We start from the raw sequence: 25,404 nt of genomic DNA, 5'->3' as shown, positions 1-25,404 counted from the left end.
GGAATTCAAACGCATCGCAATGCGGGCAGACAAAACAGACAAAAGCTTCAGCGCCATGATCTATCTCGCCGCAGCCATTATCCATTCACGGTGAATCCCCACAAGCCCTAGACCGGGAGACTGTCCAGGCGCTGATGCGCGACGCATTCGGAGCGCGGACATGAGCGATCAAAACGACAAGCCTGTCGCTTTGATCGGGGATGCCCTTTTTCTGGCCTATCAGAGCCGTCTCATGGCCGAGGTCTGGGCACATCAGGTCGTTGTCTACGAGAAATCGCGGCGAACGGGTGTGAGTTGGTGCGCCTCGTTCATTGCCGATCTGTTCGCGGGACTGGACCCGCGTCAGGGCGGAATGGACGTGTTCTACATGGGCTACAATCTGGAGATGGCCCGCGAGTTTATCGACTATTGCGCGGAACACGCAGCGGCGATGCAGGCTGTAGCGGGAGCCGTCAACGAGACGTTCTGGAACGATCCGGACCATCCTGAGAAGGACGTGAAGATTTTTCGGATCGATATGGCGTCGGGCAACAAAATTCTGACGCTGCCGTCCGTCCCGCGTGCCCTGCGCGGTATGCAGGGGTTGGTGATTATTGACGAGGCCGCGTTCCACGACGATCTGGCGGAGGTGCTGAAAGCCGCCCTCGCTCTGCTGATGTGGGGCGGAAAAGTGGTGATTATTTCGACGCATAACGGCGACACCAATCCGTTCAACGTGCTGGTGCAGGACGTGCGTGCGGGACGCAGGCCCTATCGAATTTTGCGCACGACGTTCGACGATGCGCTGGACGACGGGCTGTATCGGAAAATCTGCGAGAAATCCGGGGAGGACTGGTCGCCCGAGGCGCAGGCGCAGTGGCGTCAGGAGATTGTTGGTTTCTACGGCGATGCGGCGGCTGAGGAATTGTTCTGCATCCCCTCTCCATCGTCGGGTGCCTATATCCCTCTGGTGCTGATTGAGCAGCGGACAGTCGCCGACACGCCCGTTCTGCGCTGGAGTTGCGACGCGACGTTCGACGATGCGATGCGCAACGTGCTGCTGGGCGACGGGATGAGCACATTTCTCGTTGGCCAGGACGGGACGGTCACGATCGAGCGGGCCGTGTCCACGAGCCAGATGGATGCGAACGGCAACGCCACGACCGCGTGGCGCGACGTGATGGTCCACGCGACGATTTCGCGCATTCGCTACGAGTGGAACCTGTTTATCGAGACCACCTATCCGCGCGCGAAGCTGGCCGACGATGGATCGGCTCTGGCGAACGTGGCGACGGCGGGCGTGGTTACGCCCTCCATTCTGAAAAATTCGTGGGTCGGTCAGTCGAAACTCTATGAGAATCAGGGCTGGATCGAAAACACGTCCACGCTGAGCAAACAAGCGCGGTTCATTTTGCACCCGACGGATCGCAATCGCGTGGACTGCGCGCTGCCGGTGCAGGTGATCGGCTCGCTGATCGTGGTTGCGACCTCGATCCAGATGCAGGTGTAAGAGATGGCAGTTTCAGTTGGTATTCTCTCGATCTGGTGGAAAGGCGTGCAATACGACTGCCAGAAGGGCAGCAGCTTGCGCCTTCCGGCGATGCGCAACGTGACGCAGGTGGCAGGTTTCTCCGCGCACCGCTCACGGCAATTCCAGCAGGGGCAATGCAAAGCAACGCCGTTGCTGCTGGAAGGGCAGTCTCTCTCCCAGTTCAATCCGGGAGACGAGGGCGAATTGCAGGTGGTGGCGGACACAGGCCAGAGCTGGGTGTTCCCCGACGCCTATATCACCGATGCACCGACGATGACCGACGATGGCGGCAAGATGCCGATCACGTGGGACATGAGCACATTTGAGGAAATTTCGTGATGGATGTTCAGGATGTGGCCAGCGTGAGTGACGCAGGCGTGGCTGGAACGGATGCGCCCGTGTCACAGGACGGACTGCCGCCGGGATACGTGCGCAACGCCGATGGGTCGATCACGGCGACGCTGGCCTATCCGCCTGATGGCGGGCCTGCGCAGGTGACGCTCAACCGCCTGAAGGGGCGTGCGATGGTGGACGTGATGAATGCCAAGCGCGAGGGCGACCGGGTGCAGGCTCTGGTGCTGGCGGCCGTGGGAATGGCAGGGCCGAAGGGCACTGCGTTTTTCAACGGGTTGGACGGCTACGATATCGTGCAGCTCGGTGAAGCGGCGGCGAGTTTTTTGCCGAGTGGCCAGACGACTGGCCAGTGATTTTTGCTTCACTGGCACGGGAACTGCGGTTCTCGGCCAGTGAGATTTTGCAGATGCCCTATGAGGAGGTGGCGTTCTGGTGCGCTTCGCCCTCGGGGCTGGCCGAGCGGCACCGCGAGGCGATTGAGGCGCAGGGCTGAGCAATGAGCCAATCACTCCGCGCGCAGTTTGAGCTGGATTTCGCGGTTGGTTCGACCGACGCGCTCAACCGCGTCACAGAAGTTCTGGAAAAAATCGATGCGACGCTGGAGCGTCTGCGCCGGGTTGCGGACCCGTTTGACGGGCTGACGCAACCTGTTGCGCGAGCGACCTCGGCCACGCGCGGCCTGAACGAGACGCTGGAGCGCACAACGGCCGTCACGGAGACGGTCGCGGCAGCGACGGGCACGGCGCGCGAGGAAATCACCGGCATGGGCTCAGCGGCGGCTGAGGCGGCCGAGGGTCTGACGACGATGGGTCAGCGCGCCGAGGCGGCCGCTGAACAGACGGTCGGCGCGATGAACCGGGTGCGTGAGGCGTCCGGTGCGCCGGCTGGCGGTGGTTCGTCCGGTGGCGGCGGTGGCTCAATGGGGCGTCTGCGCGGACTGGGGGGCGCGGTCGGTGGTTTTGGCTCCTCCATCGAGGCGGGCGTTGGGCATGCGTTTGGCGCGGCCGCGACGGGGTTTGGGCTGATTGAGCCGATCCATGCGGCGGCTGAGTATGACAACGATCTGACGCATATTGGGATCGGCCTGGGACTGCACGGACAGGCCAACGTCGATTATGGGCATGCGTTTGGCGAGCGGTTGGATGCTCTGGCACGGGCAACGGGCACGCGCGGGTCCGATCTGGCGGCGGCAGCCGGGTTTTTCTCGCGTGAGGGCTACACCGGCGACCGGCTGGACGCGGTTCTGCCGACGGTTGCGCACATTGCGACGGCCTATAACGCGGCGCCGGACGCTGTAGCGAAATCGACGTTCGCGCTGCAGGAATCAATGAAAATTGGTGACGGCCAGCTGGGGGGCGCGCTGGCGTCGCTGGCACTCGCGGGGAAATCGGCGGATCTGCCGTTCGAGCAACTCGCCCCGCTGCTGCCACAAGTGGCCGCGCAGGCGGGTGCACTGGGTGTCTCCGGACGCTCAGGTGTGGACGATCTGGCGGCTGCCCTCGCTGTCGTGCGCAAATCCACCGGCACCGAGGGCGAGGCTGTCACGGACACGCGCCAGTTCCTGACCGATATTATCAATCCGCACGTTGCGGCACGTTTCAAAAAATTCGGCGTGGATCTGTATGCGATCAAGGACCACGCCAAAGCGGCCGGGGAAGACCCGATGATGGCGGTGTTGGCGCAGGTCGATCGCCTGACCCGGCACGGACAGGACTCCCGTGTTCTGGGAACGCTGTTCGGCAACCAGCAGAGTCAGGGGTTTGTTCAGGCGATCCTGCAGCACTGGGATCAGTATCAGCAGATTCACGAGAGAACGTCTGGCGCAAACCAGTCAGTGATCAATGAGGATTTCGATACAGGGCTCCAGTCCACGCTGGTGCGGCTGCAGTCGTTTGAGGAGGCTCTGGCGCAGCTGCAGCGGCGTATTGGCACGAGTTTCGTGCCGACACTCAATGTGCTGACGGGGGTGCTCCACGGTCTGACGTCCGCGTTCGATTTCGCAAATCGTGTGACAGGTGGCTGGGCGACTACAATCACGGGTGGCGTAGGAGCGTTTCTGGCGTTTGCCACGGTGCTGGGCGTGTTGCGGGCGGTGATGGGTCCATTGTCCTCTGGCCTCTCTCTGTTGTTTGGACGTGTTGGCCTGCTGCGTGGGGCTATAGCCGCGCTGCGCTGGGTATTTGTTGGATTGGCGGCACTGGTTGGGCCTGAAGTTGCGGCCGTGATCGCTGCTGTCGCGGTTTTGGGTGGCGCGGCCTATCTGCTGATCAAACACTGGGAGCCGGTTAAGACATGGTTTGCTGGTCTGTGGACCGCGATGACCGGCTGGGCTCATTCGATCGGGGACGTGTTTTCCCACATTTTCGACGGGTTCACCTCGGCGTTTTCCACAATGGAGAGTCGGATTGCCAATTCGTCTATCGGACGGATGCTGGGTCTCGGTTCGGCGCAGCCGGTGCCGGCAATGCCAGGCGGCGGCGGTGCGTTCAGCCTGCACGTGTCGCACGATCCGGGGCTGCGGGTGAGCCAGACGGGCGGCACACCGGGAGCTGTGAGCGTTAGTCCTGATCGTGGGCGCATGGTGAGCCGGCCATGAGCGGCGCACTCGGCAGCATTGGCTCAATTGCCCAGGGAGAGGGTCTGGCCGCACTGGGGTCAGCAGGCGGTGTCGGTGGCCTGCTGGCAGGACCGTTCGGGTCTATTCTGGCAACGGCGAGTTGGCGGGGTGTGTCGTTTTTCATGCCGTCCTCGCAGGATCAGGCTGGGCGACGGCTGATCCAGTTGTGGTTCCCCGGCTCCGACAGGTGGCGCGCTCAGGATTTTGGCAAACTGGACGGCCCGATTCATGTGCGTGGGCTGATCATTGGCGACGATTATGTGATCCGCGCCACACGGATGCGGACGGCGTTGATGCAAGCCGGTGCGGCGATGCTGGTGCATCCGTGGTGGGGATCGTTGCGGTGTCGGCTGTTGCAGCCGGGCACGATCGAGTTTTCGGACAGTGAGATCGGCGTTGCACGATTCGAGGCGACGTTTGTCCGCGAGCCTGTTCCCACGACATCTGGCGGCCTGTTCTCCACGATTGCGAACACGGTTGAGAATGTCCTGACCTCGGCGGATTCGCTGATGGATCAGGCCACGCTGGTGATGCGCTCGATCCTGTCTCCGGTTTCAGTGGGTCTGGCGCTGGCGTCGGCCGTGAACGGCGTGGTGAGTAACGTCTCGGGCGTTTGGGACGGTGTGTGCGGCGGATCGTCCGCGCGTGTTCAGGCCGCGACGGCTGCAGCGCTGGCGGCATTGGCCGGAGGGGTGAGCGAGCCGACGCAAAATACCGACACGACGTGGGCTGACACGATCACGACCGTGTTCTCGGGAGTTCCGGTCGCTCTGGCCGATGCAGCCACGGTCTCTGATACGTCGGCCGTGGCGCCTGCGACAGAGGTGGCGGGCGATACGGATGCGGGAATTGCGCCGGCAGATGCTGTCGCCCTTCTGTTGAGCGCGGCGACACAGATTGGCACCTCCTCCAGCGCGTCAGCGCTCACGTCTGTGCAGCCGGGTGCTGTGGCAGGCACTGCTCTGGTGGCGCGGATCGTCACGGTGGCGCAGGCGCTGGCAGCGCAGACCGGCCAGACCTACGCCAGTCAAACGGACGCGGTGGCGTCACGCGACACGATGCTGGCGGCGCTCGATGCGCTGGAGACATCCATTGAGGCGACAGCCGCGCTGGTGACGTTTCCGGTGCTGGATCTGTCTCTGGCGGTTATGGATGCGCGCATGGCCGTGACGGCCGATATCAATGCGCGGATCGGGCGGCTGCCTGCGCTGGTGAGCGTGTCGGTCGGCGGGACGGTCAATGCGTGGGCTCTGGCCTATGCGGTGGCGGGCGACACGGGATCTGCTGTGGCCAGCACATGGGACGATCTGATCGCACGCAACGGGATTTTGCATCCTGATCTCGTAGGACCAGGGACGATTGCGGTTCTGGAGCCCTCCTCGTGACGGTGATTTCGGTGCAAGGATCGCGGCGACAGATCCGCGTGTGGATCGGTGAGGTTGAACTGACCACGGCGGTTTCGATCGAGGTAGGTCGCGATCTGGCGGATATCTGCGGGGCGTTCCGGGTGACGCTGGACGATCCGCTGCGGGATGCGCAGGCGGGTTTTTCGGATGCGGTTACGTCCTCTCCGGTGATCCGCGAGCACATGCCTGTGCGCGTCGATGTCGCGGGCGAGACGATTTTTCGCGGGCACGTCGAGGAGCTGGATCTGCGTGTGACGGAGCAACAGGCGCAGGGCGTCATTTCCGGACGCGACGTGAGCGGCGATCTGGTGGATTGCACCGGCGCTCCACTGGGGCCGGGGGAATATCGGCAGGTGACACTGGCAACGCTGGTGGGATCTCTGGTGCAGCCGTTTGGTCTGTCGGTGGACAGTGACACCGATATGGGCGCGCCGTTCACGCTGGTGGCCGTCGATCCGAGTGAGTCCGCGATGGAAACGATCGAGAAACACGCGCGGCAGCGTGGCGTGCTGGTGGTCTCCGACGGGATCGGTGGTCTGCGACTGACGAAAGCCGGCACGACGCAGGCTCCGGCCGCGTTGGAATTTCCGGGGAACGTGCTGTCCGTGGAGGGGCGCGTGTCGGTGCGTGAGCATTATTCGGACGTGTGGGTAAAGGGGGCGTTTCGCAGTCTGGAGCGTCCTGCCACAGCCACGCTCAACGGTGTCAAATCCCCCTCTGATAAGCCGGTCAGCGCCTCAGACACGACGTTCACCGCGAAGGAGTCGGCTGCGACGCTGCGGTTCGGGCATGCCGTGGACACGTCCGTGGGACGGTGGCGGCCGCGCGTGTGGCTGGCCGCGACGCAATCGGGAGGCTCCCAGTCCGCGCAGAATGCGGGCAATCCGGTTCTGGACGCTCAGGCGGCGGGCAACTGGGGCACGCAGGGCGTGAACGCGGGCGCGTATCGCGCGGGATCACGGCGCCGCACCCGATCCCGGACAGCAACGCGGCAGGCGAGCGATCCGTGGACGCTGCAGGATCAGGCCGATTGGCGAATGCGCACGACACGCGCGCAGGGCACCGCACGGATTTACACGGTTGCCGGGTTCGACGTGGACGGGGTGCTGTGGCGCCCGAACACACGGGTGCACGTTCGTGACGCCTATGCGGGCGTGGACGAGGAAATGCTGATCGGGGCCGTGACCTATGTGAGCGACGATCAGGGCTATCGCACGCGGATCTCTGTGGTGAGGCTGGATGCCTACGATCTGATAGGCGACGAGGATCACCGACGCTCCGCTCATGGGAGTTCGTTGCGGTGAGAGAAACGGATCGGCTGCATATGGCGTTGCGGGCACATGTGTCGCGTGTGGTGCTGCACGCGGTGGACGATGCCGGTGCCGAACAGACGGCGGATATGCAGGCGCATAGCGGGATGCCGCGCACGCAGGTGCCTGTGCATTATCCGTTCGGGTTTGCGGCCCACGTGCCCCACGACGGGGCCGTCACGCACATGCTGCGTGCGGGAGGAGATCCGTCCGATGTGGTAGCTCTGCCGCCGTCCAATCCCTCGGTCGCGCGGTTTGGCGATCTGCCTGAGGGCGACAGCTGCCTCTACGACTCTGTGGGACAGCGCGTTTGGCTGAGCGGTGGCCGTGTGGTGCGTGTGGATGCGCACACGTCAATGGCTGTGAGCGTGGGCGGCACGACGATTTTGCAGGTGACGGCTGAGGGTGTGTCGGTGACGGGCAATCTGAGCGTGTCGGGTGACGTCACAGCCAGAGGCGACGTGAAGGCGGGATCGATCTCGTTGGAGAAACATACGCATTCGGGTGTGGAAACCGGCTCTGGCAGCACGGGCGCGCCCCAATAGGGGTGACGGCTGCCCACCTGATAAAACGAGTCCGCGCGCGCGATGATGCGCGCCATGACAACTACGGCCGGAATGATGATTCGTTTCCGTGGGAGCCTGCGCTCCTGCGATCTCGTGGTACGTTCCACGGGAAATGGCCGAGGCCGGATCGCGCTGGACAGCACGGTTGCGACAGCGTTGCTCGTTTGTCTGGGCAGCGACCGGCGCGCGGATGCGACCGACACGCTCCCCACTGAAATTGCCCTACTGCCCGCGCAATCCGCAGGCGCATTCGCGCGGCGTGGCTGGCCGGGCGATATTTTGCTGGCCGAGGGTGTGCGGCTGGGGTCGCGGCTGTGGCTGCTGGAGCGCGGAAAATCTGACGAAACGGATCGCGTGGCCGCCATTGGTTATGCGGCGGAGGCGGTCTCGGCTCTGGCTGATTGGACGGGTGAGAGCATCCAGACGGCGGCGGTGTGGTTGCAGCCGGGTGTTTTGCAGGTTTCGGCGGCGACGTCGGGCGTGTCGGTGCGCACACCCGGAGTTGGATCGTGACCCTCTCCATTCCCGCTCCGGCGACGATCGCGCAGCGTTTCGCGGCGTGGCTTCTCTCCAATCCGGTGCAGGCCGAAGACGGCTCGCAGGTGGTTCTCGACGCGAATGTTCCGGGCTCCGTCGAGCAGGTTCTGGCCTCGGCCATCGCGCTGGAGATGGCGGGCGTCTATCGCTACGCCCGCGACTGGTGTCTGGAGTTGATGGTCACGACGGCCACCGAGAACGGCCTTTTGCCGGACCACGCGGTGGAATGGAGCACGCCGCGCATTCCGGCGCAGGCTGCTATCGGCAACGTGGATGTCACGATTTCCTCCTCGGCGTCCGCGTCGGCCGTGATCCCTATCGGCCAGACGTTTACGCTGGATGGCACGGTGAACTGGGTGGCGACTGCTGAGACCACGATCGCGGCCGGTGCCGTGGGCGCGGTTCCGGTCCAGGCCAGTGTGACGGGCACCACCGGCAATCTGGCAGCTGGCACGACGCTGACGGCTGTGACGCCGATTGTGGGAGCCTCGTCCTGTGTGGTGGACGGCAGCGGATTGGCTGGGGGCGCCGCGCAGGAAAACGCGGAGAACTGGCGCGCGCGCATCATTGACGCGATCCGCAACCCGCCTGGCGGGGGCACCCGTCAGGACTACGAGCGGTGGGCTGAGGCGGCTGGAGCTGCCTACGTCAACGTCATTCCGCAATGGCTGGGCGTCGGTACGGTGGGTGTTGCGGTTGCGATGGCCGGGCGTGTGGCGCCTACCGATGCGCAGTTGCTCAATATCCAGCTCTATCTGGAGGATGTGTCACGTCGGGTCGTCCGCGCGAATGTGACGGTGATGCCGGCCGAGATTGTCACCCGCAATGTGGTGCTGTCGATCACGCCGGATACGGAGGCGAACCGCACCGAGGTGCAGGCGGCGATTGCGGCCTATTACGCGGGAACGGGTCTGGGCGACACGCTCTATGCCTCGCAACTCTCTGACGCGGTGTCGTCGGTTACGACCGTTACCAGCCACATCATCACCTCTCCTGCGGACAACGAGACGCTGGCGGCCAATCAACTCGCCGTGCTGGGCGCTGTGCTGTGGAGTGCGTCCTCGTGAGCGGCACGCAGGCTCCGCGCACACTCGACGAGACGCGCAACGGATTTTTCGCCGGTCTGTTGCCGCAGGGTTGGGCGTGGCCGCGTCCGGACGGATCGAACCTTGGCGTTCTGGTCGGGGGATTTTCCTACGTTCTGCATGATCTGGAGACGTTCCTCGCCTCTCTGGCCGACGAAATCAGTCCGGCGAACTCTACGCTGCTGTTGAGCGATTACGAGCGTGTTCTCGGCGCTGATCCGTGTGGCACCGACCCGACGACGCTGACGCTGGCGGCGCGACAGGCGTTCGACAACGCGCGCTGGATCGGCTCGGCCGGTGTGACGTGGGGGTTTTTCGAGCGGCTGGCGACAGCGCGAGGCGTGTCGATTTCGATTGATGAACCGGAGCCCGCGATCTGCGGTGTGGCCGTCACGGGTGTGGATGTGTGTTCGCAACTCCGAGACCGGTTCATCTGGGTGGTGATGCTGCCGAACCACGAAACCGGTCTGGAATGTCCGATCCAGCGCAACAATCCGCCCGATCTGACGGTGGTTTTCAAATACGAGGACGCGAACTGATGGATTACACGTCAGCCCCCGGCTACGTGACAGTGAACGGCGTGCGTCAGTTTGTGGATCGCGACGTAGCGAACGGTGTTCCGGGCACCTCGCTGATCGCGACCGACAAGAACGCGGTTCAGAACGAGCTGATGAAAGTCATCACGGCTGCCGGACTCACGCCGTCCCCGGATGATCTGACGCAGCTCTATCAGGCGCTGTTGAAAATTGTGGCGCAGGCAGCGGCGAGTGCTGCTGTCGGGTTCACGCCTGTGGAACAGGGAGGCGCCCCAAACCAGAGCACGAACAAGGTTAATCTGGGTTGGGATACGACGCTCGGTGCGTTTCGCATTGCGATTGGCGGCAGCGATATCGGTGTTCTCGTTCGGAGTAATTCGGCCAGTCTGAATGCAGCAACGGCCGTCGGAAATATGTATTTCGACGAGGGATTTTTCCACGTCGCGCCTATTTCCGGCTCGGATTTGCGCCTGGTCTCGACCGCCGATTACAGCTCGGCCAGCAGCTACGGAACTGACGGGTCGATGATGGCCTACCGGAAATCTCCGGACGGGATCATCCGACAGTCGGGGCGCGTGATCACGCCTCAGGTTGGCACGCCGCAGATCTACAACATTCAGTTTCCGGTGCCGTTTCCACAGGAGGTCCGCGAATACGGCGCGGTGCAGCTGGACGCCGATATGCCCAGTGGATCGGTGTTTTCCGTCGGAAATTACACGAACCAGGGGATGACGTTGCTGAACTCGGGCGGATTCTCAATGAGTTGGTGGGCGGAGGGTATCTGATGAGCGCCGAGGCATATTGGTGGTCGCCCACGACGCTGTGTTTCTATCTCGGTTCAAGCCACAGGGAATACGGAGCGAATTGGCCGTCTGACACGGTGCCGGTGTCGGCTGCTGTATTTCAGCAGTTCGGGCTGAATTATCCACCCACGGGAAAACAGCGCGGCCGGGATGCGAACGGCATGCCGACATGGGTGGACGCATGAGCCAGACCCTCCTGTTTCGGGCCGGACTGCCGTTTGCCGTGGTGGTGTGCGTGGACGGCTCGGACGGCAATCCGGCCGATCTGAGCGGCTGCTCATTCGCCTCTCAGATCCGTGACGCGCTGGGCACGCTGGTGGCCACGCTCACAGCCGAAATCGTGCCCGATCAGGTGGGCGTCGTTCAGTTGCGTGCGGCGGATACCACGCAATGGCCGCTTGGGCAGCTGTGGTGCGATCTGGACGTGACGTGGCCGAACGGCGTGGTGATGCCGACAGAGGTGTTTTCGATCACGATGCGGCGCGGGGTAACGCGGTGAGCGGTCCCCTGACCAGCGCGATGCTGAGTGTGCGCGTTTTTCCGGGCGCGCCGCGCCTGCTGAGCGCGACTGCGATCTCTGCCGCGCTCGACGCGGCCGGGCATGCGGTTCTCACGCTCTCGGACGGATCGACGGTTTCCCTGAGCGCACTCTCGCCTGCGGTGTCGCAACAGGTCGTGGCGCAGATCGGTGGATCTGCGCTCGTGGCGGTGAACGCGAGCGGACAGACGCCCACCACAGCCAGTGGAGCAGCGGCGGCGACAATGGAAAATCAGGAGAACAACAATGGAAGTTAACGGCGTTCCCTATGGGGAGCTACCGACGCGCGAGCCTGTTGAGGGCGATCTGTTCGTCGGGTTTGGCGCTAACGGCGATATGTTCGTCGTGGATGGCGCGCGGATGCTGGCGGGGAAGATCCCTGTTGAGACGGTGGAAAATCCGGGAGCGTCAGTGGCGCTCTCATTCGCGGATGTTGGTTCCAAAATGGTCGTGCTGACGCCGACACAGGCAACGGTCCTGTCGCTGGCGAAGGGCGACGGCACCGAGGTTCAGCAGTTGATTCTCTCTGTGGAGCAGCCGGCGAGCGGGGGATTTGCAGTGACGCTCCCGCCGGGTGCGTCCAGCGGTGGCAGCGTTCTCTACCCCGGCAGCACACCGCCGACTGTGGACACCACGGCCGGAGCCGTGACGCGGATCGTGTTTGAGACGAACGGCACGACGACACTGGGAGGTGTGTGATGGTTGATTATACACTGCTGCACTCCACCACGTCGTTTCTGCCTGCGACAGCGTCTGTCGCAGCGGGTGCTGCGCTGGTTGACGGCTGGGTCGATATTGCTGGTGGCGCCTACGGCACGGATAGCGGTGGCGTGCTGCGGCGTATCGCTGACGACAGTTCGAGCTACCTGAAATGGCAGCTTCTACGCCCCACGGCCGAGAACACGCAGGACGGTAAGGCCATTTTCTCGGCGGACGCGACAAAATACCAGCGGTTCTACGTTATTTTCCGCTCCAACCGGGCGGACGATGCCACGGCCACCGCCTACGCGGTCGGTGTGGAACTGTCGTCCTCCGGATTGCCCTACATGGGGGCATACACGCTGGTCAACGGGGCAACCACGTGGATCGGGGATGCGACCGACACATTCGGGACGACCTCATATCAGGGTGTGCCGTTCACCTGTGAGGTGGAGTGGACCCAGACCGATAGCGCCACCACGACCATCACTCTGACAATGACCGACAGCAGCGGCAACGTGGTGGGCACGCATACGCTTACCGACACGACCGCCGCGTTGCAGAACGTGACGGGTTCGATCGGTGTCGCCTGTTATTCCTACAAGGGCGGGGCGAATAGTTCGACGAACGAGGCTGGGCTGACGGCGTTTTCTGGCTACACGGCCGCCGCTGTCACGGCACCGTTCAGCACCTACACGCTGACGGGTCCGGCTACACTGACGGTCGGCACGGCATCGACGTTCACGATCACTCCGGGCGCAGGCGCGGCGCTGACTGCGGACGCGGTGTTTACGCTCACCACGACGCTGACGGGCACTCTGTCGGCGCAGAAGGTCACGATTCCGGCGGGCAGCACGTCTCCTGTGACGTTTACGCTGGCACCGTCGGCGTCGGGAACCGGCACGTTGTCGGTGACGAACAATGCCAGCCTGACGGACCCAGCCGCGTTGTCGCTGACAGCTGGAACGGAGGCTCAGAATCCGACGACACTGACACCGACGGTCGATAAATCGTCTGTGCTGATTGGCGGTTCGGTTGTCGTCACCTATTCGCTGGATCACCCTGCCACCTCTGCCGAGACGATTACGGGCTGGACGAACGGCAAGGGCTCCTATTCGCCGGCTACGGCGACGATTGCAGTGGGACAGACCTCCGCGCAGCTGACGTTCACGCCGTCTGGGACGGGCTCGACGATGGTGGGCGCGACGCTCTCTGACACGAGCATTTCAGCCAAGAGCACGTCGATCGCCGTCACGCAGAACACAACTCTGGTTCCGATCACGGACAAATCGATCCTGTTCTCTCCCAGTGGGTGGACTGGCGATACCGGACGTGGCGGATCTGTTTACCGGAAATCGATCTGGAACGGCGCGTGGTTCGAGTTTACGTGGACCGCATCAGCGGTCTCTCCGTCTGCTGTTCTCAAAATGGGGAACGCCTCGGCGCCCAACTCGCTGAATATTTTCGTCAACGGAGCGCCACAACTTCGTCAGATTGCGAACGCTGATATCACGCTCAGCAACATCATTCCTGGTGGGCAGAACACCGCCAAGGTTTTCCTCGCCTATACCGATCCCACGGTGCTCGGCTGGGCTGTGACCGCTCGTTATGCGGCGGGATCTGTGGGCAATGTGCAGCTGCCGTCCATACAGATCGACTCGGCCTCCACACCCGGAACGGCCCGCGCTCTGCGGCCGTATGTGGTCTATTTTGGTGACAGCATCACCGAGGGCGTTCACGCCAACAATGTGGTGGATCAGGCCAGCAACTACTACGGCGACAACGGTTGTTGTCACTCGTTTATGTTCCTGCAGGGGCTGGATGAGCTGGGGTATGACCTGTGCATCAAAGCCGCGGGGGGCATTGGATTTCTCTACGGTCCTGGTGACGGGGGCGTTCCGGCGTTCAACACGTCGTGGGATATGCTCGACAGCGCGAACAGTGTTCTCGACAGCGACGGGCATTGGTCCGGCTACGGCGACACGAACACGATGCCGACGGCGTTTATCCTGAATATGGGTTACAATGACGCCACGCATTACAATTCCACACAGTTTCAGGCGGCGATCCAGGCGGCGATCACGAACTTGCGCGGCTCGGCTCCAGATGCGTGGATCATTGTCACGATCCCGTTCAGCATGCGTGACCACAACTCGTCACAGACGGCCTTGATCCCTGTTTATCAGGCGGCGGTGACCGCCTATCAGGCTGCCAATCCGACTGACACGAAAGTGCAGTTGTGGGATTTCGGGGAGGATATCGCGCGCCTGGTCAATCTGGGTGTCGGTACGATGGAGGCGGCGGACAAAGACCATCCGACGTTGCGGGCGCACTCCATGATCGCTCCGCGATTTACGGCGAAGTTTGCCGCACTGGTCGGTGGCTGGGGCGCGGCTCCCACACCGACTCCGACGCCGTCCACGAATGAGCGCGTTTATACCTTCTCATGATCGGGCATCTGGGTGCGATTTGGCAGGCCCTGTCTGGGCCTGCCGAGTTCGCTGGCACATTTCTCAGCGGGATGTTCGGCAACGCACTGCGGATGCGTGTGCAGAAAAGGCGTGAACGTCTGGAGGCCGACCAGATGGCGCTCGGGCTGGTTGCCAGCACGACGGGTCTGGTCGAGCGCCTGAACGCGCTGCTCGATGAGCGGATTGCGGAGCAGGACGCTCTGCACCGGTCACGAGCGCAACTGCTGTCGATTCTATCCGAAGTGCAGGCGCAGGCGCTCGCTGCCCGGCTGATGGTTCGTGAGCTGGACGAGGCAGCCGGACGACAACCTCGTCGTTTTGATCCTCTGCCACCGTTTCCACCGGACGTGGAGGAAGTGCCGCCGCAGGTGCCGGAGAAATGAACATTTATGGCCTGGCGACGTCTCGCTATGCGTCGGTCGAAGCGTATGTGACGCAAGCGGCAAGCGGAGGGCCGTATGGTCTGATTCCCGTCGAGATCGGCCGGAAAGTCGCGGATCTGTGTGAACGTCGGATCAGATCGGGCGGACAGGATCTATCGATCCGCAAGATTTCCGCGCTGACGGGTGTTTCCCGGTCATGGGTGCATCGATTGGCGATGATTATGCGGTCTGAGCGGAATGAGCGCGGCTGGTCTGCTCTGCGCCGCCGGTTTGGACATGAACCTCTGGCGGTTGGTCTGGGTCTGAAGATGCTGGATGCGGGATGGCGCGAGAGAGAGGTGATGCGACTGCGAGATTGATCCATTTCCGTCGTCTCGTTTCGAGGCGGGGGTATGGCTGCGCCAACAGCCGAACCGCGTGCGGACACACGCCTGGAAAACCAGCCCGCCACCTCTGCAGAGGCGGGCGCATGATCGAGTGTCCCAGACTATGAAGCAACGAGGCGATTTTGCGCTGCCGCCGGCAGCGTATGTGGGTGGCAAGAAGCTATTGGCCCGACGGATCTGTGCGCAGATCGAGGCGATTCCCCATCGGTCGTATATTGAGCCGTTTGTGGGCATGGGCGGTGTATTTTTCCGCCGTCGTGTGGTGGCGGCTCATGAGGTGCGTGAGGTGTTTGACGGGTTTGAGATGATGGACGTCGCGACGCGCTATGCTGACCGTCAGAGTGGTGGAACTGGACGGGTGAGAGGAGAATTGGTGGTTTCTAATCGGCCTCTGAGAGAGGTCTGAGGCGCGAGTTAAATGGCGTGGTTTTGGGGGGCGGGATTATATGTCCGGCTGTGCAAAACCATCCGGCGCGCTTCACCCGGACTGGTGACGTTTGCCGCCGCCAAAGTCAGGTTCATCCCCGCGTGTGCGGGGAACACTCCAAGCGGCGGGAGTTCTCCGCCAACTGGTCCGGTTCATCCCCGCGTGTGCGGGGAACACCATGATACTGGACGAAAGCGATTTGCCAGAGCCGGTTCATCCCCGCGTGTGCGGGGAACACTCTTCCCAGAACCACTGGAAAACAAACAACTATTTTGCTGTCAAAGATTCCACCGAGCAAAACGCCCGCTCAGGACGCTCTCGATAATCGCCTCAACCCAACCCTTACAAACCAAACAGAAACGGCTCATTCACACGCCCATCGCATGCTTCACGAACGCCTTACGCAGACGCGGCATACGTTGCACGGCGGCAATCCCCACATCGCGAGCCAATCGCAGCACCGGATTGTCATTGCTGAACAGCCGATCCAGCGCATCGGTCGCCACGAACATGAGCATGTTGGTGGGACGGCACCGACGCTGATAGCGCGCCAGAACCGATGGCGCACCGGGATTCTCTCCCTTGCGGTGCGTTTCGATCAACAGATCCGCCAGCGCGATCACATCGCGAAAACCCAAGTTGAGCCCTTGCCCGGCAATAGGGTGGATGCCATGTGCGGCATCCCCCGCCAGCACCATCCGCGTGGCGGTATAACGCTGGGCGTATTGAGCGGAAAGCGGATAGACCCATCGGCGCCCGACAGGCTTCACCTCCCCCAACCGGTCCCCGATACGCCGCTTGAGTTCCCGCACGAAAAGCTCGTCGGGCAACGCCACCAGACGCTGGGCCATTGCGTCCTTTTCACTCCACACAATGGCTGACAGGTTCGGATGCTCCGCTGTGCCGGTCATGGGCAACTGGGCAAACGGACCACCCGGCAGGAAATGCTCCAGCGCACCGTTGTCGTGCGGCAGTTCGTGCGCAATCGCACAAACGATTCCGCTCTGGCCATAGGGCAGCTTCGTAATGGGGATACCTGCCTGCGAACGTGTCCGGCTGCCTCGGCCGTCAGCCGCCACAAGCAGACGCGCCCTGATTTCCCGCCCGTCTTTTGCGCGCACCACCACACCCGCATCGCTTCGCGTGATGACAACTTCCGCAGGCGCCAGCAGCGTCACCGAAGGCGCATCGTGCAGTGTCGCGTTCAGAGCCACGCGGAGCGCCCGGGCCTCGGCCATCCAGCCGAACGGCTGGCGCGAGTCCTCACGGGTGAATTCCAAGGAAAGCGGCGATGGCGGCTCACCGGGACGCCCATCGGTTACGAGAATGTCCTCAATGGGACATGGAATCTGCGGCAGTCGCTCCCACACGCCCGCCTCTTCGAGCAGGTTCTTGGAGCCCGCCGCAATCGCATAGGCCCGCCCGTCAAAATCGGGGTCTTCCATGGGCGGAAGTGCTGCGCGATCCACCACGGCCACGGGCACGCCTTCACGCGCCAGACGACAGGCCAGCGTGGCACCGACCGGACCCGCACCAATGATGCAGATATCGACTTCGGTGACAGTGTGTGCGGACATGCTCATGCTGGCGCCCTCTTCGCAAAAATTGGCTTTTTTCCGCCATTGAGCACAGAACGGAACCACGCCCGACGGCAAGCGGTGAAACTCTTTGCATGCTTTGTGAGTTCATACCATCCCGAAGCGCGTGACAGGGAGCGCCCGATATGCTTTTGTGCGAAAGCCATTACGGTATCGTTGTGAAATTCGGGATGAACAAAGAGGAACTGGGATGAAGCTCGTCACGGCTATTATCAAGCCCTTCAAACTCGACGACGTCCGCGACGCGCTTTCGCCGCTCGGGATTCAGGGGCTGACCGTGTCCGAGGTCAAAGGCTTCGGACGCCAGAAAGGGCAGACCGAGATCTATCGCGGCGCGGAGTATCACGTCAGCTTCCTGCCCAAGATCAAGATCGAGGTCGCCACGTCCGATGCGCTGGTCGATCAGGTGGTGGAGGCCATCCTCCAGTCCGCCCATACCGGCAAGATCGGTGACGGCAAGATCTTCGTGAGCGACCTCAATCGCGTCATCCGCATCCGCACCCGTGAAAGCGGCGACGAGGCGCTCTGAGCGGCGTCACCCCATCCGTCACCTCTCTCTTCCCGCTCTTGTGAAACACGCGCCCTTCTTCCACACACAGGAGGGCGCGTTTCCTCTTTTATTCCCGGCCGCCCGCGCCCATTATCTCCGGTATGACCCAGAGCTTCTCCGTCTCCGACGCCGCCGCCCGGCGCATTGCCGAAATCATCGCCTCCAAGGGAGAGGCCAGTCCGCCGCCGGCGCTGCGCGTGGCAGTGTCCGCGGGTGGCTGCAACGGCTTCCAGTATGAATTCCGGCTCGATCCCGAAATCGCTCCCGACGATCTGGTGGTGGAAGCCCACGGCATTCGTGTCGCAGTGGATCCCGCCAGCCTCGATCTGATGGACGGCGGGGAACTGGATTACGTGGACAAGCTCATGGGTGCGCATTTCACAGTGAACAACCCCAACGCCGCCTCGGGCTGCGGGTGCGGCACCAGCTTCTCCATCGCGGGCTGAACGGCGATGAAAATCGCGACGTGGAACGTCAACTCCATCCGCCAGCGGCAGAATCTCGTGCTGGATTGGCTCAAGCGCAATGAGCCCGACCTCCTGCTTCTTCAGGAGATCAAATGCGAAGCGCACCAGTTCCCGACCGAAGCGTTTGAAGCCATCGGCTACACGTCGCATGTGGTCGGCCAGAAGTCGTATAACGGCGTCGCCACCCTCGCACGCGCGCCTGCCGAGGTTCTTGCCCGCAAACTCCCCGGCCTGAGTGAAGAGGAACCACCCGCACGGTTTCTCGAAATCCGCACAGGCTCCCTGACCGTGGGCAACCTTTACTTGCCCAACGGTAATTCCGGTGGCCCGGCAGGCTTCGCGCGCAAGATGGAATTCTTCGACGCCCTTGCCCGCCACGCCGAAGCCATGCTGGCCGAAGGAACCGACTTCATCCTCGCGGGCGATTACAATGTCTGTCCCACGGACAAGGATCTCGCAACCGGCGCGCTGCCGCCCACCGATGCCCTCGTCCACCCCGAAAGCCGCGCGGCCTTCCGGCGCCTTCTTTGGCTGGGTTTGACGGACGCCGTCCGCGCCCTGCATCCGCAAGAGACGATCTACACCTTCTGGGACTATCAGGCGGGCGCTTTCCGCCGCGACATGGGCCTGCGCATCGACCATATGCTGCTCTCACCCCGTATCGCCGAACGGCTTCTCACCGCCGAGGTGGACCGTGATGAGCGCGGCATGGAGCAGCCCTCCGACCATGTGCCGGTCGTTATCACCCTTTCCTGATCCATTTTCCTGACACGGAGCTTCCCCATGCCCATCACCGGCCTTAACGACCCGTCCCTTTTCCGCGAGCAGGCTCTTGTCGCTGGTGAATGGATCAACTCGTCATCGGGCAAGACGATGAGCGTGACCAACCCGGCCACCGGCGAGACCATCGGCACCATTCCGGCCTGCACCGCTGAAGAGACGCAGCGCGCCATCGAGGCCGCCGATCGCGCCCAGAAAGAATGGAAGACACGCGCCCCCGAGGTTCGCGCCGACATCCTCATGAAGTGGCACGACCTCATCATGGCCAACGCGGATGATCTCGCCCGCATCATGACGATCGAACAGGGCAAGGTGCTGGCTGAGGCCAAGGGCGAAGTGAAATACGGCGCCTCCTTCCTCAAGTGGTTTGCCGAGGAAGCCCGCCGCATCAACGGCGCGGTCATCACGCCCAACCAGCCCGACCGCCGCGTTCTCACCCTCAAGCAGCCCGTTGGCACCACGGCGGCCATTACCCCATGGAACTTCCCCAATGCCATGATCACCCGCAAATGCGGGCCTGCTTTCGCCGCCGGGTGCAGCATGGTGCTCAAGCCGTCCGAACTGACGCCCTATTCCGCTCTTGCATTGGCCGTTCTGGCCGAGCGCGCCGGGCTGCCTGCGGGCTTGATGTCATTGGTGACAGGTGAAGCCAAGGAAATCGGTCCCGTGCTGACAGGCAGCGACACCGTGCGCAAGCTGTCCTTCACCGGCTCCACGCAGGTCGGTGCGCTGCTCATGCGGCAGTCTGCCGACACCATCAAGCGTCTGAGCCTCGAACTTGGTGGCAACGCGCCCTTCCTCGTGTTCGATGATGCCGATCTTGATGCCGCCGTAGCGGGCGCCATCGCCGCCAAGTTCCGCAATACCGGACAGACCTGCGTGTGCGCCAACCGCATCCTTGTGCAGGCTGGCATCCATGATCGTTTCGTGGCGCGCATCCGCGAGGAAGTCGCCAAGTTCAAGGTCGGTAACGGACTGGAAGACGGCAACACCATGGGGCCACTGATCAACGAGGCCGCCGTGAAAAAGGTGCGCGATCATGTGGAGGATGCGCTCTCCAAAGGCGCGTCCTATGTCAGCGCTCCGCTGGAGACCAATGGCTGCTTTGCCACGCCCGTCGTGTTGGAAGGCGTTACAACCACCATGCGGATTTTCCGTGAAGAAACATTCGGTCCCGTCATGCCGATTTTCAAATTCACGGATGAGGCCGAGGCCGTGCGGATGGCCAACGACACCGAGTTCGGTCTGGCTGCCTATTTCTACACCGAGGACATGAGCCGCGCATGGCGCGTGGGCGAGGCACTGGAATACGGCATGGTCGGTGTGAACACCGGTTCCGTGTCGATGGAATGTGCTCCGTTTGGCGGAATGAAGCAGTCCGGACTTGGCCGTGAAGGCGGCGCGGAAGGGATCGAGGAGTTCCTTGAGACCAAGGCGCTGCATATAGCGGGGCTGAAGTTCTGAGGGGCGGCTTGCTTCTCGGGGCTTAGCCCCGAACCCCACGAGGAGGCTCGGCCTCCTCGACCTCGGTTTATTTTAGGGCTGGTTTCGCTTCATACTGGTCGTGAGTGATCTCAAAGAGCCATATTCCAAATCTGGTATTGGAGGCACTAATCGCAATCTGAGGAGGTTATCAATAACCCTTGAGTAGCTTTAAGCTTCCTTTCTAAATTCGGGTTTTATCGCAGATCGATAAGCAGGACATTTATCCATAATATTTATATGGTCATAAAAAGAAAAATCAGAGCAATCTATTTTTGATCCATCAAGTGTATTGTATACGTCTATTACTCCTGAGTATCTTAAAAATGGCTTTTCAATATTTGGGTGATTTTTCCGAAATTCTTTCAGACCTTTGTCTTCATTCGTTGTTATAAGACAAATAGGTCCGATAACACTCTTTTGATAAACTTCAAACAACTCCGGATTTTCTATCATTTTTGTGCCAGAACACAAGGATAAAGGTATTACATGTTCTTTGATTTTTGGAAATTTCAAGTTTCCTTTTTTGATCTCTGAAATAAAACCACCTGAAACGTATAGAGGCATGGCATAAAATAAGGGGTAATCACCAGGCGTTCGAAGGCAGCTATCTATAATAATTCGACGTGCAATTTTTTCCCTTTTGGAGGAATTTGGATTATTTTTAATGGCATCAAGATGATTTTTTACAGTTTCTTCATATATTTTAATAATATCTATCCATTTGCATTTACCTCCAAGATATTCATCTTGTAGGTTTTTCCGAGCTTTTTTCTTTTTCGGCCAAAAAATATTCAGGGCAGAAATAATTTCATCTTCATCAAACATTTGAAACGTCTCTTTATATTCTGAAATTAATACCTCCAATATATAACATCGAGATTCTACATATGTCTTCCCAAAACAGACATTCGGCTTTCCCCCCAATCCAGCCATAAAAAAGCGGGGCAAAATCCCCACCTTTTCACACCGCAATCTTCGGAAACCAAGGCTCGTCCTTGGCCCGCTTCGCCTCAAACGCCTCAATCGCCCCTTCCCGCTTGAGCGTCTGGCCAATATCGTCCAGCCCCTCCAGCAGGAGGTGCTTGCGCAGCGGGTCGATCTCGAAAGAAATCTCTTCTCCATCCGGACGAATCACAACCTGACGTTCCAGATCGACAGTAATGCGACTGTTCGCTCCCTGCGTCGCATCCTTCATCAGTTCATCGCAGACTTCACGCGGCAGACGGATCGGCAGGATGCCGTTCTTGAAGCTGTTGTTGAAAAAGATGTCGGCAAAGGTCGGTGCGATCACGCAGCGAATACCAAAATCCAACAACGCCCAAGGCGCGTGCTCACGCGAAGATCCACAGCCGAAGTTCTCATGCGTGATAAGGATCTGCGCCTTGCGATACGGCTCTTTGTTCAGCACGAAGTCCGGGTTCTCGGAACCATCCGGACGGTAACGCATCCCGTCAAAAGCATGGACACCCAATCCCGTGCGCTTCGTCGTCTTGAGAAAACGCGCGGGGATGATCTTGTCCGTGTCGATATTGGCCTCAGGCAGAGGGGCTGCGATGGCCGTGAGGGTCGTAAACTTTTCCATCGTGGTCGGTCCTTCTGCCGGGATCAGGCGTTCAGTTCGCGGGCGTCGGTCAGCACACCTGTCACGGCGGCGGCGGCGGCCATTGCAGGTGAAAGCAGGTGCGTGCGTCCGCCCGGCCCCTGCCGTCCCTCAAAATTGCGGTTGGACGTGGACGCACAGCGCTGCCCCGGCGTCAGCTTGTCCGGGTTCATGCCCAGACACATGGAGCACCCGGCCTCACGCCACTCGAAGCCTGCATCGAGGAAGATGCGGTCCAGCCCTTCCTCTTCCGCCTGTGCCTTCACCAGTCCGGAGCCCGGCACAATCATCGCCCGCACACCGTCTGCCACCTTGCGACCTGCAGCGATGGATGCGGCAGCGCGCAGATCTTCGATACGGCTGTTGGTGCAGGAACCGATGAACACCACATCGACCGGCGTACCCGCGATCTTCGCACCGGCCTTGAGGTCCATATAGTCCAGCATCCGCTGTAACTGCGCGCGCTTGGCCTCATCCGGCTCATTGGCAGGATCGGGGATTGTGGCATTGATCGACAGCACCGTCTCGGGGCTGGTGCCCCATGTCAGACACGGTTCGATCTCTTCAGCCCGCAGAGTGACTTCGGTGTCGTACACTGCCCCCTCATCGGCCACCAGCGTCTTCCAATACGCCACGGCAGCGTCGAAATCCGCGCCTTTGGGTGCGAACCGGCGGCCCCTCACATATTCGAAGGTCGTCTCATCCGGTGCAATCAGGCCCGCACGCGCACCGGCCTCGATGGCCATGTTGCACACGGTCATGCGACCGGCCATGTCCAGTCCACGAATGGCCGAACCTGTGAACTCGATCACATGCCCTGTGCCACCCGCCGTGCCGATCTTGCCGATGATGGCCAGCACCACGTCCTTGGCCGTCACGCCCGGAGCAAGAGTACCCTCTACGGCGATCTTCATGTTTTTGGCGGGCTTTTGCAGAATGGTCTGCGTCGCCATCACATGCTCGACCTCGGATGTACCGATACCGAACGCCAGAGCGCCCATCGCGCCATGAGTGGATGTGTGGGAGTCACCGCACACAATAGTCATGCCCGGCAGCGAGATACCCTGCTCGGGGCCGACCACATGCACGATGCCCTGATTGGCCGAAAGCAGCGGAAAATACGGAACGCCGAATTCCTTGACGTTGCGCTCCAGCGTCTCGATCTGGTTGCGGCTGTCCGCTTCCTCGATTGGCTTGGTGCGATCGGACGTCGGCACGTTATGGTCCACAACCGCAATGGTGTTTTCTGGATGCCGCAGCTTTCGCCCGGCCAGCCGCAGCCCCTCAAACGCCTGAGGACTCGTCACTTCATGCACAAGATGCCGGTCGATATAGAGGATCGCCGTGCCGTCCTCGAGTGTATCGACAACGTGGTTGGCCCAGATCTTGTCGAAGAGCGTGCGGGGCGACATGGCGGTTCCTGAACTTCCTGTAATCAACGACACGAGCTTTGCCTGCCCAAAGCGCAGGGCGTCAAGTACGCCGCAGCCCTGCAAGCAGCCAAAGCCCCTGTCCGGTCACGTGGGAATGAACGACCCGCTTCGCCAGTAGCGAGCAGGCTTTCTCCCCCGCAAAAGAAAAAGGCCGGTGCCCTTGCAGAGCACCGGCCTTCCAGAGCGCGAAGCTTACGCGCTGGCCTTGGCGGCCGGTCCCGTGTCACGGGCGCGCTCGGCAATACGTGCGGACTTGCCGCGACGGCCACGCAGATAATACAGCTTCGCACGACGCACCTTGCCGCGACGCACAACCTTGATCTCCGCGATTGTGGGCGCATAGAGCGGGAACACACGCTCTACACCTTCGCCGTTCGAAATCTTGCGCACCGTGAAGTTGCTGTTCAGGCCCTTGTTGGAACGGGCGATCACAACACCTTCATAGGCCTGAAGACGCTCACGCTCGCCTTCCTTCACGCGGACGGACACGCGCACCGTGTCGCCGGCCTGGAACTCGGGAACCGCGCGGGCGGCGGACAGGCGCGCGATCTCGGCGGCCTCATACTGCTGGATGATGTTCATGACGAATGTCCTTCGTGAACGGATGGTCTTGATGCGTGAGACAGATGGGCTGCCCACAGATCGGGCCTGCGCTCGCGCGTAGCCTTCTCGGATTGTTCGCGCCGCCAGCGGGCGATGGCGGCATGGTTGCCGGACAGGAGAATGTCCGGCACGGCCCGGCCCTTCCACTCGGCCGGGCGGGTATAGAGAGGATATTCAAGCAGACCGTCGGAAAAGCTCTCTTCGACACCGCTGTCCACTGACCCCATGACGCCCGGTAGAAGCCGCACGCAGGCATCGAGCAGCACCAGCGCCGCCGTCTCGCCACCCGAGAGAACGTAATCGCCGATCGAGACCTGCTCGATCGCCCGTTCCTCAAGCACACGCTCATCCACACCCTCATAGCGTCCGCACAGGAGGGTTACCCCCGGTCCGGACACATAGCGGCGGATATCCGCCTGTGAGAGCGGACGACCGCGCGGCGTCAGATAGACACACGGCGCACCGTCATGGCGGGACACCGACTCAAGCGCCGCCTCCACCACATCCGGCCGCATCACCATGCCCGCCCCGCCGCCAAACGGCGTGTCGTCCACAGCGTTGTGCCGCCCCAACCCGAACGTGCGCAGATCACGCACGTCACAGTTCCACGTTCCGTTTTCCAGCGCCCGACCGGCCAGAGATTGGCCGAGCGGACCGGGAAACATGTCCGGAAACAGGGTGAGGATGGAAGCCGTCCAGCTCATGCCACATCGTCCGAGGCAACCCGCTCCCGCTTGGGAACCTGCGCCTCCTCACCGATCACTTCCACGGGCCGCACAATGCTTGCGCGCCCTGAGGTCAGATCGACCTCCGGCACGCAGGCTTTCGTGAACGGCACGATCAGACCCGTGTCGAGCTCAAGGCTCACACCCGCACCATAATCGTGGACCGTGACAATCCGTCCCAGAGGCTGCCCGTCCTCCACAGCCGCCAGACCAAGCAGGTCACTGTGATAGAACTCTTCATCCTCTGGCTCGGGAAGCTGATCGCGCGTGACATAGAGCTTGCGATTGACCAGTGCCTGCGCCGCCGTCCGATCGGCAAGCGGCTGTCCCTGCGCATCACGCAGTTCCGCCACATCGCCCGAACGCCAACTGAGCGTCCACTTGCCGCCCCGATCGTCCGTCAGCACACCATAGGAGGCGAGAGCCGCCGCATCGGTCGCGAGACTGTGCACATGCACAAGCCCGCGCACACCGTGCGGCCTCCCCACAACTCCGATCTGGATGCGTCCGTCCGTCATGGCTGGAAAGCGTCTTT

The 25,404-nt window shown here is 61.7% G+C and carries 31 protein-coding genes; 24 read left to right on the top strand and 7 right to left on the bottom strand.

The genetic code is table 11. The features are described from left to right. The first annotated feature begins 160 nt into the window (after positions 1 to 160). From GOB87_RS16740 to GOB87_RS04935, 20 genes are all read left to right on the top strand, one after another. The gene (locus GOB87_RS16740) at positions 161 to 1,489 is read left to right on the top strand and encodes a hypothetical protein (protein ID WP_242006163.1); all 1,329 of its coding nucleotides are present in this window, start codon (positions 161 to 163) and stop codon (positions 1,487 to 1,489) included. Between the two features lie 3 nt (positions 1,490 to 1,492). Then, entirely contained in the window at positions 1,493 to 1,849 is a 357-nt protein-coding gene (locus tag GOB87_RS05025) for a phage tail tube protein (RefSeq protein WP_166313452.1), read from the top strand. Continuing rightward, positions 1,846 to 2,217 (top strand): hypothetical protein, encoded by a 372-nt coding sequence (locus GOB87_RS05020; protein ID WP_166313451.1) that lies wholly within the window; start codon positions 1,846 to 1,848, stop codon positions 2,215 to 2,217. The genes GOB87_RS05025 and GOB87_RS05020 overlap by 4 nt, the downstream gene beginning before the upstream one ends. Next, positions 2,214 to 2,357: a hypothetical protein gene (locus tag GOB87_RS05015; protein ID WP_166313450.1), complete on the top strand. Its 144-nt coding sequence runs from the start codon at positions 2,214 to 2,216 to the stop codon at positions 2,355 to 2,357. Before GOB87_RS05020 ends, GOB87_RS05015 begins: the two co-directional genes overlap by 4 nt. Before the next feature lie 3 nt (positions 2,358 to 2,360). Then, the gene (locus GOB87_RS05010; protein WP_166313449.1) at positions 2,361 to 4,460 is read left to right on the top strand and encodes a phage tail tape measure protein; all 2,100 of its coding nucleotides are present in this window, start codon (positions 2,361 to 2,363) and stop codon (positions 4,458 to 4,460) included. Beyond that, on the top strand, positions 4,457 to 5,866 hold the full coding sequence (locus GOB87_RS05005) for a DNA circularization N-terminal domain-containing protein (protein WP_166313448.1): 1,410 nt from the start codon (positions 4,457 to 4,459) through the stop codon (positions 5,864 to 5,866). Before GOB87_RS05010 ends, GOB87_RS05005 begins: the two co-directional genes overlap by 4 nt. After that, positions 5,863 to 7,191 carry a phage baseplate assembly protein gene (locus GOB87_RS05000; RefSeq protein ID WP_166313447.1) on the top strand — a complete coding sequence of 443 codons (1,329 nt, stop codon included), beginning with the start codon at positions 5,863 to 5,865 and terminating at the stop codon, positions 7,189 to 7,191. The genes GOB87_RS05005 and GOB87_RS05000 overlap by 4 nt, the downstream gene beginning before the upstream one ends. Then, complete coding sequence (locus GOB87_RS04995) at positions 7,188 to 7,742, top strand: phage baseplate assembly protein domain-containing protein (RefSeq protein WP_166313446.1); 555 nt, start codon at positions 7,188 to 7,190, stop codon at positions 7,740 to 7,742. Before GOB87_RS05000 ends, GOB87_RS04995 begins: the two co-directional genes overlap by 4 nt. A 54-nt stretch (positions 7,743 to 7,796) precedes the next feature. After that, positions 7,797 to 8,276 (top strand): phage GP46 family protein, encoded by a 480-nt coding sequence (locus GOB87_RS04990; protein ID WP_166313445.1) that lies wholly within the window; start codon positions 7,797 to 7,799, stop codon positions 8,274 to 8,276. Further along, the gene (locus tag GOB87_RS04985) at positions 8,273 to 9,367 is read left to right on the top strand and encodes a baseplate J/gp47 family protein (protein ID WP_166313444.1); all 1,095 of its coding nucleotides are present in this window, start codon (positions 8,273 to 8,275) and stop codon (positions 9,365 to 9,367) included. Before GOB87_RS04990 ends, GOB87_RS04985 begins: the two co-directional genes overlap by 4 nt. After that, a complete protein-coding gene (locus tag GOB87_RS04980) occupies positions 9,364 to 9,924 on the top strand; it encodes a putative phage tail protein (RefSeq protein WP_166313443.1) in 561 nt (186 codons plus the stop codon). The genes GOB87_RS04985 and GOB87_RS04980 overlap by 4 nt, the downstream gene beginning before the upstream one ends. After that, entirely contained in the window at positions 9,924 to 10,706 is a 783-nt protein-coding gene (locus GOB87_RS04975; protein ID WP_166313442.1) for a hypothetical protein, read from the top strand. Before GOB87_RS04980 ends, GOB87_RS04975 begins: the two co-directional genes overlap by 1 nt. After that, positions 10,706 to 10,909 carry a hypothetical protein gene (locus GOB87_RS04970; RefSeq protein ID WP_166313441.1) on the top strand — a complete coding sequence of 68 codons (204 nt, stop codon included), beginning with the start codon at positions 10,706 to 10,708 and terminating at the stop codon, positions 10,907 to 10,909. Before GOB87_RS04975 ends, GOB87_RS04970 begins: the two co-directional genes overlap by 1 nt. After that, positions 10,906 to 11,223 carry a hypothetical protein gene (locus tag GOB87_RS04965; RefSeq protein ID WP_166313440.1) on the top strand — a complete coding sequence of 106 codons (318 nt, stop codon included), beginning with the start codon at positions 10,906 to 10,908 and terminating at the stop codon, positions 11,221 to 11,223. The genes GOB87_RS04970 and GOB87_RS04965 overlap by 4 nt, the downstream gene beginning before the upstream one ends. After that, positions 11,220 to 11,519: a hypothetical protein gene (locus tag GOB87_RS04960; RefSeq protein WP_166313439.1), complete on the top strand. Its 300-nt coding sequence runs from the start codon at positions 11,220 to 11,222 to the stop codon at positions 11,517 to 11,519. The genes GOB87_RS04965 and GOB87_RS04960 overlap by 4 nt, the downstream gene beginning before the upstream one ends. Further along, positions 11,509 to 11,961, top strand: a complete 453-nt coding sequence (locus GOB87_RS04955) for a hypothetical protein (RefSeq protein ID WP_166313438.1) — start codon at positions 11,509 to 11,511, stop codon at positions 11,959 to 11,961. Before GOB87_RS04960 ends, GOB87_RS04955 begins: the two co-directional genes overlap by 11 nt. Then, a complete protein-coding gene (locus tag GOB87_RS04950; protein ID WP_166313437.1) occupies positions 11,961 to 14,411 on the top strand; it encodes an SGNH/GDSL hydrolase family protein in 2,451 nt (816 codons plus the stop codon). Before GOB87_RS04955 ends, GOB87_RS04950 begins: the two co-directional genes overlap by 1 nt. Then, positions 14,408 to 14,815 (top strand): hypothetical protein, encoded by a 408-nt coding sequence (locus GOB87_RS04945; protein WP_166313436.1) that lies wholly within the window; start codon positions 14,408 to 14,410, stop codon positions 14,813 to 14,815. The genes GOB87_RS04950 and GOB87_RS04945 overlap by 4 nt, the downstream gene beginning before the upstream one ends. Next, the gene (locus GOB87_RS04940) at positions 14,812 to 15,174 is read left to right on the top strand and encodes a hypothetical protein (protein ID WP_166313435.1); all 363 of its coding nucleotides are present in this window, start codon (positions 14,812 to 14,814) and stop codon (positions 15,172 to 15,174) included. Before GOB87_RS04945 ends, GOB87_RS04940 begins: the two co-directional genes overlap by 4 nt. Before the next feature lie 130 nt (positions 15,175 to 15,304). Then, a complete protein-coding gene (locus tag GOB87_RS04935) occupies positions 15,305 to 15,607 on the top strand; it encodes a DNA adenine methylase (protein WP_166313434.1) in 303 nt (100 codons plus the stop codon). A gap of 389 nt (positions 15,608 to 15,996) precedes the next feature. Here GOB87_RS04935 and GOB87_RS04930 read toward each other — a convergent pair whose 3' ends face one another. Continuing rightward, positions 15,997 to 17,211: a UbiH/UbiF/VisC/COQ6 family ubiquinone biosynthesis hydroxylase gene (locus GOB87_RS04930; RefSeq protein WP_373320687.1), complete on the bottom strand. Its 1,215-nt coding sequence runs from the start codon at positions 17,209 to 17,211 to the stop codon at positions 15,997 to 15,999. 205 nt (positions 17,212 to 17,416) lie between these two features. Between GOB87_RS04930 and GOB87_RS04925 the strand changes: the two genes are divergently transcribed. From GOB87_RS04925 to GOB87_RS04910, 4 genes are all read left to right on the top strand, one after another. Continuing rightward, positions 17,417 to 17,755, top strand: coding sequence for a P-II family nitrogen regulator (locus GOB87_RS04925; protein WP_166313433.1), 339 nt, complete (start codon positions 17,417 to 17,419; stop codon positions 17,753 to 17,755). A 122-nt stretch (positions 17,756 to 17,877) separates the two neighbouring features. Continuing rightward, positions 17,878 to 18,222, top strand: a complete 345-nt coding sequence (locus GOB87_RS04920; protein WP_166313432.1) for a HesB/IscA family protein — start codon at positions 17,878 to 17,880, stop codon at positions 18,220 to 18,222. 6 nt (positions 18,223 to 18,228) lie between these two features. Further along, the gene (locus tag GOB87_RS04915; protein ID WP_166313431.1) at positions 18,229 to 18,999 is read left to right on the top strand and encodes an exodeoxyribonuclease III; all 771 of its coding nucleotides are present in this window, start codon (positions 18,229 to 18,231) and stop codon (positions 18,997 to 18,999) included. Between the two features lie 27 nt (positions 19,000 to 19,026). Next, complete coding sequence (locus GOB87_RS04910) at positions 19,027 to 20,487, top strand: NAD-dependent succinate-semialdehyde dehydrogenase (RefSeq protein WP_166313430.1); 1,461 nt, start codon at positions 19,027 to 19,029, stop codon at positions 20,485 to 20,487. Between the two features lie 189 nt (positions 20,488 to 20,676). On the opposite strand, the gene GOB87_RS04905 is transcribed toward GOB87_RS04910, so the two are convergent. From GOB87_RS04905 to rimM, 6 genes are all read right to left on the bottom strand, one after another. Further along, complete coding sequence (locus GOB87_RS04905; protein WP_166313429.1) at positions 20,677 to 21,333, bottom strand: hypothetical protein; 657 nt, start codon at positions 21,331 to 21,333, stop codon at positions 20,677 to 20,679. A 136-nt stretch (positions 21,334 to 21,469) separates the two neighbouring features. Next, positions 21,470 to 22,090, bottom strand: coding sequence for a 3-isopropylmalate dehydratase small subunit (gene leuD, locus GOB87_RS04900; protein WP_166313428.1), 621 nt, complete (start codon positions 22,088 to 22,090; stop codon positions 21,470 to 21,472). A gap of 23 nt (positions 22,091 to 22,113) precedes the next feature. After that, positions 22,114 to 23,520 carry a 3-isopropylmalate dehydratase large subunit gene (leuC, locus tag GOB87_RS04895; RefSeq protein WP_166313427.1) on the bottom strand — a complete coding sequence of 469 codons (1,407 nt, stop codon included), beginning with the start codon at positions 23,518 to 23,520 and terminating at the stop codon, positions 22,114 to 22,116. Positions 23,521 to 23,733: 213 nt separating this feature from the next. Further along, positions 23,734 to 24,123 carry a 50S ribosomal protein L19 gene (gene rplS, locus GOB87_RS04890; RefSeq protein ID WP_166313426.1) on the bottom strand — a complete coding sequence of 130 codons (390 nt, stop codon included), beginning with the start codon at positions 24,121 to 24,123 and terminating at the stop codon, positions 23,734 to 23,736. Continuing rightward, on the bottom strand, positions 24,120 to 24,848 hold the full coding sequence (trmD, locus tag GOB87_RS04885; RefSeq protein ID WP_166313425.1) for a tRNA (guanosine(37)-N1)-methyltransferase TrmD: 729 nt from the start codon (positions 24,846 to 24,848) through the stop codon (positions 24,120 to 24,122). Before trmD ends, rplS begins: the two co-directional genes overlap by 4 nt. Beyond that, positions 24,845 to 25,387, bottom strand: a complete 543-nt coding sequence (gene rimM, locus GOB87_RS04880; RefSeq protein ID WP_166313424.1) for a ribosome maturation factor RimM — start codon at positions 25,385 to 25,387, stop codon at positions 24,845 to 24,847. The genes trmD and rimM overlap by 4 nt, the downstream gene beginning before the upstream one ends. Between the last annotated feature and the right edge of the window lie 17 nt (positions 25,388 to 25,404).

The organism is Acetobacter estunensis, assembly GCF_011516945.1.
Classification (GTDB): domain Bacteria; phylum Pseudomonadota; class Alphaproteobacteria; order Acetobacterales; family Acetobacteraceae; genus Acetobacter; species Acetobacter estunensis.
The sequence above is the reverse complement of the archived record's forward strand: the minus strand, read 5'-3'. Positions and strand labels throughout refer to the sequence as shown.

What these genes read in the sequence shown, in the direction of transcription:
- GOB87_RS16740 (WP_242006163.1), top strand. Translation starts at nt 161, where the DNA reads ATGAGCGATCAAAACGACAAGCCTGTCGCTTTGATCGGGGATGCCCTT.
- GOB87_RS05025 (WP_166313452.1), top strand. Translation starts at nt 1,493, where the DNA reads ATGGCAGTTTCAGTTGGTATTCTCTCGATCTGGTGGAAAGGCGTGCAA.
- GOB87_RS05010 (WP_166313449.1), top strand. Translation starts at nt 2,361, where the DNA reads ATGAGCCAATCACTCCGCGCGCAGTTTGAGCTGGATTTCGCGGTTGGT.
- GOB87_RS05005 (WP_166313448.1), top strand. Translation starts at nt 4,457, where the DNA reads ATGAGCGGCGCACTCGGCAGCATTGGCTCAATTGCCCAGGGAGAGGGT.
- GOB87_RS04990 (WP_166313445.1), top strand. Translation starts at nt 7,797, where the DNA reads ATGACAACTACGGCCGGAATGATGATTCGTTTCCGTGGGAGCCTGCGC.
- GOB87_RS04975 (WP_166313442.1), top strand. Translation starts at nt 9,924, where the DNA reads ATGGATTACACGTCAGCCCCCGGCTACGTGACAGTGAACGGCGTGCGT.
- GOB87_RS04970 (WP_166313441.1), top strand. Translation starts at nt 10,706, where the DNA reads ATGAGCGCCGAGGCATATTGGTGGTCGCCCACGACGCTGTGTTTCTAT.
- GOB87_RS04965 (WP_166313440.1), top strand. Translation starts at nt 10,906, where the DNA reads ATGAGCCAGACCCTCCTGTTTCGGGCCGGACTGCCGTTTGCCGTGGTG.
- GOB87_RS04955 (WP_166313438.1), top strand. Translation starts at nt 11,509, where the DNA reads ATGGAAGTTAACGGCGTTCCCTATGGGGAGCTACCGACGCGCGAGCCT.
- GOB87_RS04950 (WP_166313437.1), top strand. Translation starts at nt 11,961, where the DNA reads ATGGTTGATTATACACTGCTGCACTCCACCACGTCGTTTCTGCCTGCG.
- GOB87_RS04945 (WP_166313436.1), top strand. Translation starts at nt 14,408, where the DNA reads ATGATCGGGCATCTGGGTGCGATTTGGCAGGCCCTGTCTGGGCCTGCC.
- GOB87_RS04940 (WP_166313435.1), top strand. Translation starts at nt 14,812, where the DNA reads ATGAACATTTATGGCCTGGCGACGTCTCGCTATGCGTCGGTCGAAGCG.
- GOB87_RS04935 (WP_166313434.1), top strand. Translation starts at nt 15,305, where the DNA reads ATGAAGCAACGAGGCGATTTTGCGCTGCCGCCGGCAGCGTATGTGGGT.
- GOB87_RS04930 (WP_373320687.1), bottom strand. Translation starts at nt 17,211, where the DNA reads ATGAGCATGTCCGCACACACTGTCACCGAAGTCGATATCTGCATCATT.
- GOB87_RS04925 (WP_166313433.1), top strand. Translation starts at nt 17,417, where the DNA reads ATGAAGCTCGTCACGGCTATTATCAAGCCCTTCAAACTCGACGACGTC.
- GOB87_RS04920 (WP_166313432.1), top strand. Translation starts at nt 17,878, where the DNA reads ATGACCCAGAGCTTCTCCGTCTCCGACGCCGCCGCCCGGCGCATTGCC.
- GOB87_RS04915 (WP_166313431.1), top strand. Translation starts at nt 18,229, where the DNA reads ATGAAAATCGCGACGTGGAACGTCAACTCCATCCGCCAGCGGCAGAAT.
- GOB87_RS04910 (WP_166313430.1), top strand. Translation starts at nt 19,027, where the DNA reads ATGCCCATCACCGGCCTTAACGACCCGTCCCTTTTCCGCGAGCAGGCT.
- GOB87_RS04905 (WP_166313429.1), bottom strand. Translation starts at nt 21,333, where the DNA reads ATGTTTGATGAAGATGAAATTATTTCTGCCCTGAATATTTTTTGGCCG.
- leuD (WP_166313428.1), bottom strand. Translation starts at nt 22,090, where the DNA reads ATGGAAAAGTTTACGACCCTCACGGCCATCGCAGCCCCTCTGCCTGAG.
- leuC (WP_166313427.1), bottom strand. Translation starts at nt 23,520, where the DNA reads ATGTCGCCCCGCACGCTCTTCGACAAGATCTGGGCCAACCACGTTGTC.
- rplS (WP_166313426.1), bottom strand. Translation starts at nt 24,123, where the DNA reads ATGAACATCATCCAGCAGTATGAGGCCGCCGAGATCGCGCGCCTGTCC.
- trmD (WP_166313425.1), bottom strand. Translation starts at nt 24,848, where the DNA reads ATGAGCTGGACGGCTTCCATCCTCACCCTGTTTCCGGACATGTTTCCC.
- rimM (WP_166313424.1), bottom strand. Translation starts at nt 25,387, where the DNA reads ATGACGGACGGACGCATCCAGATCGGAGTTGTGGGGAGGCCGCACGGT.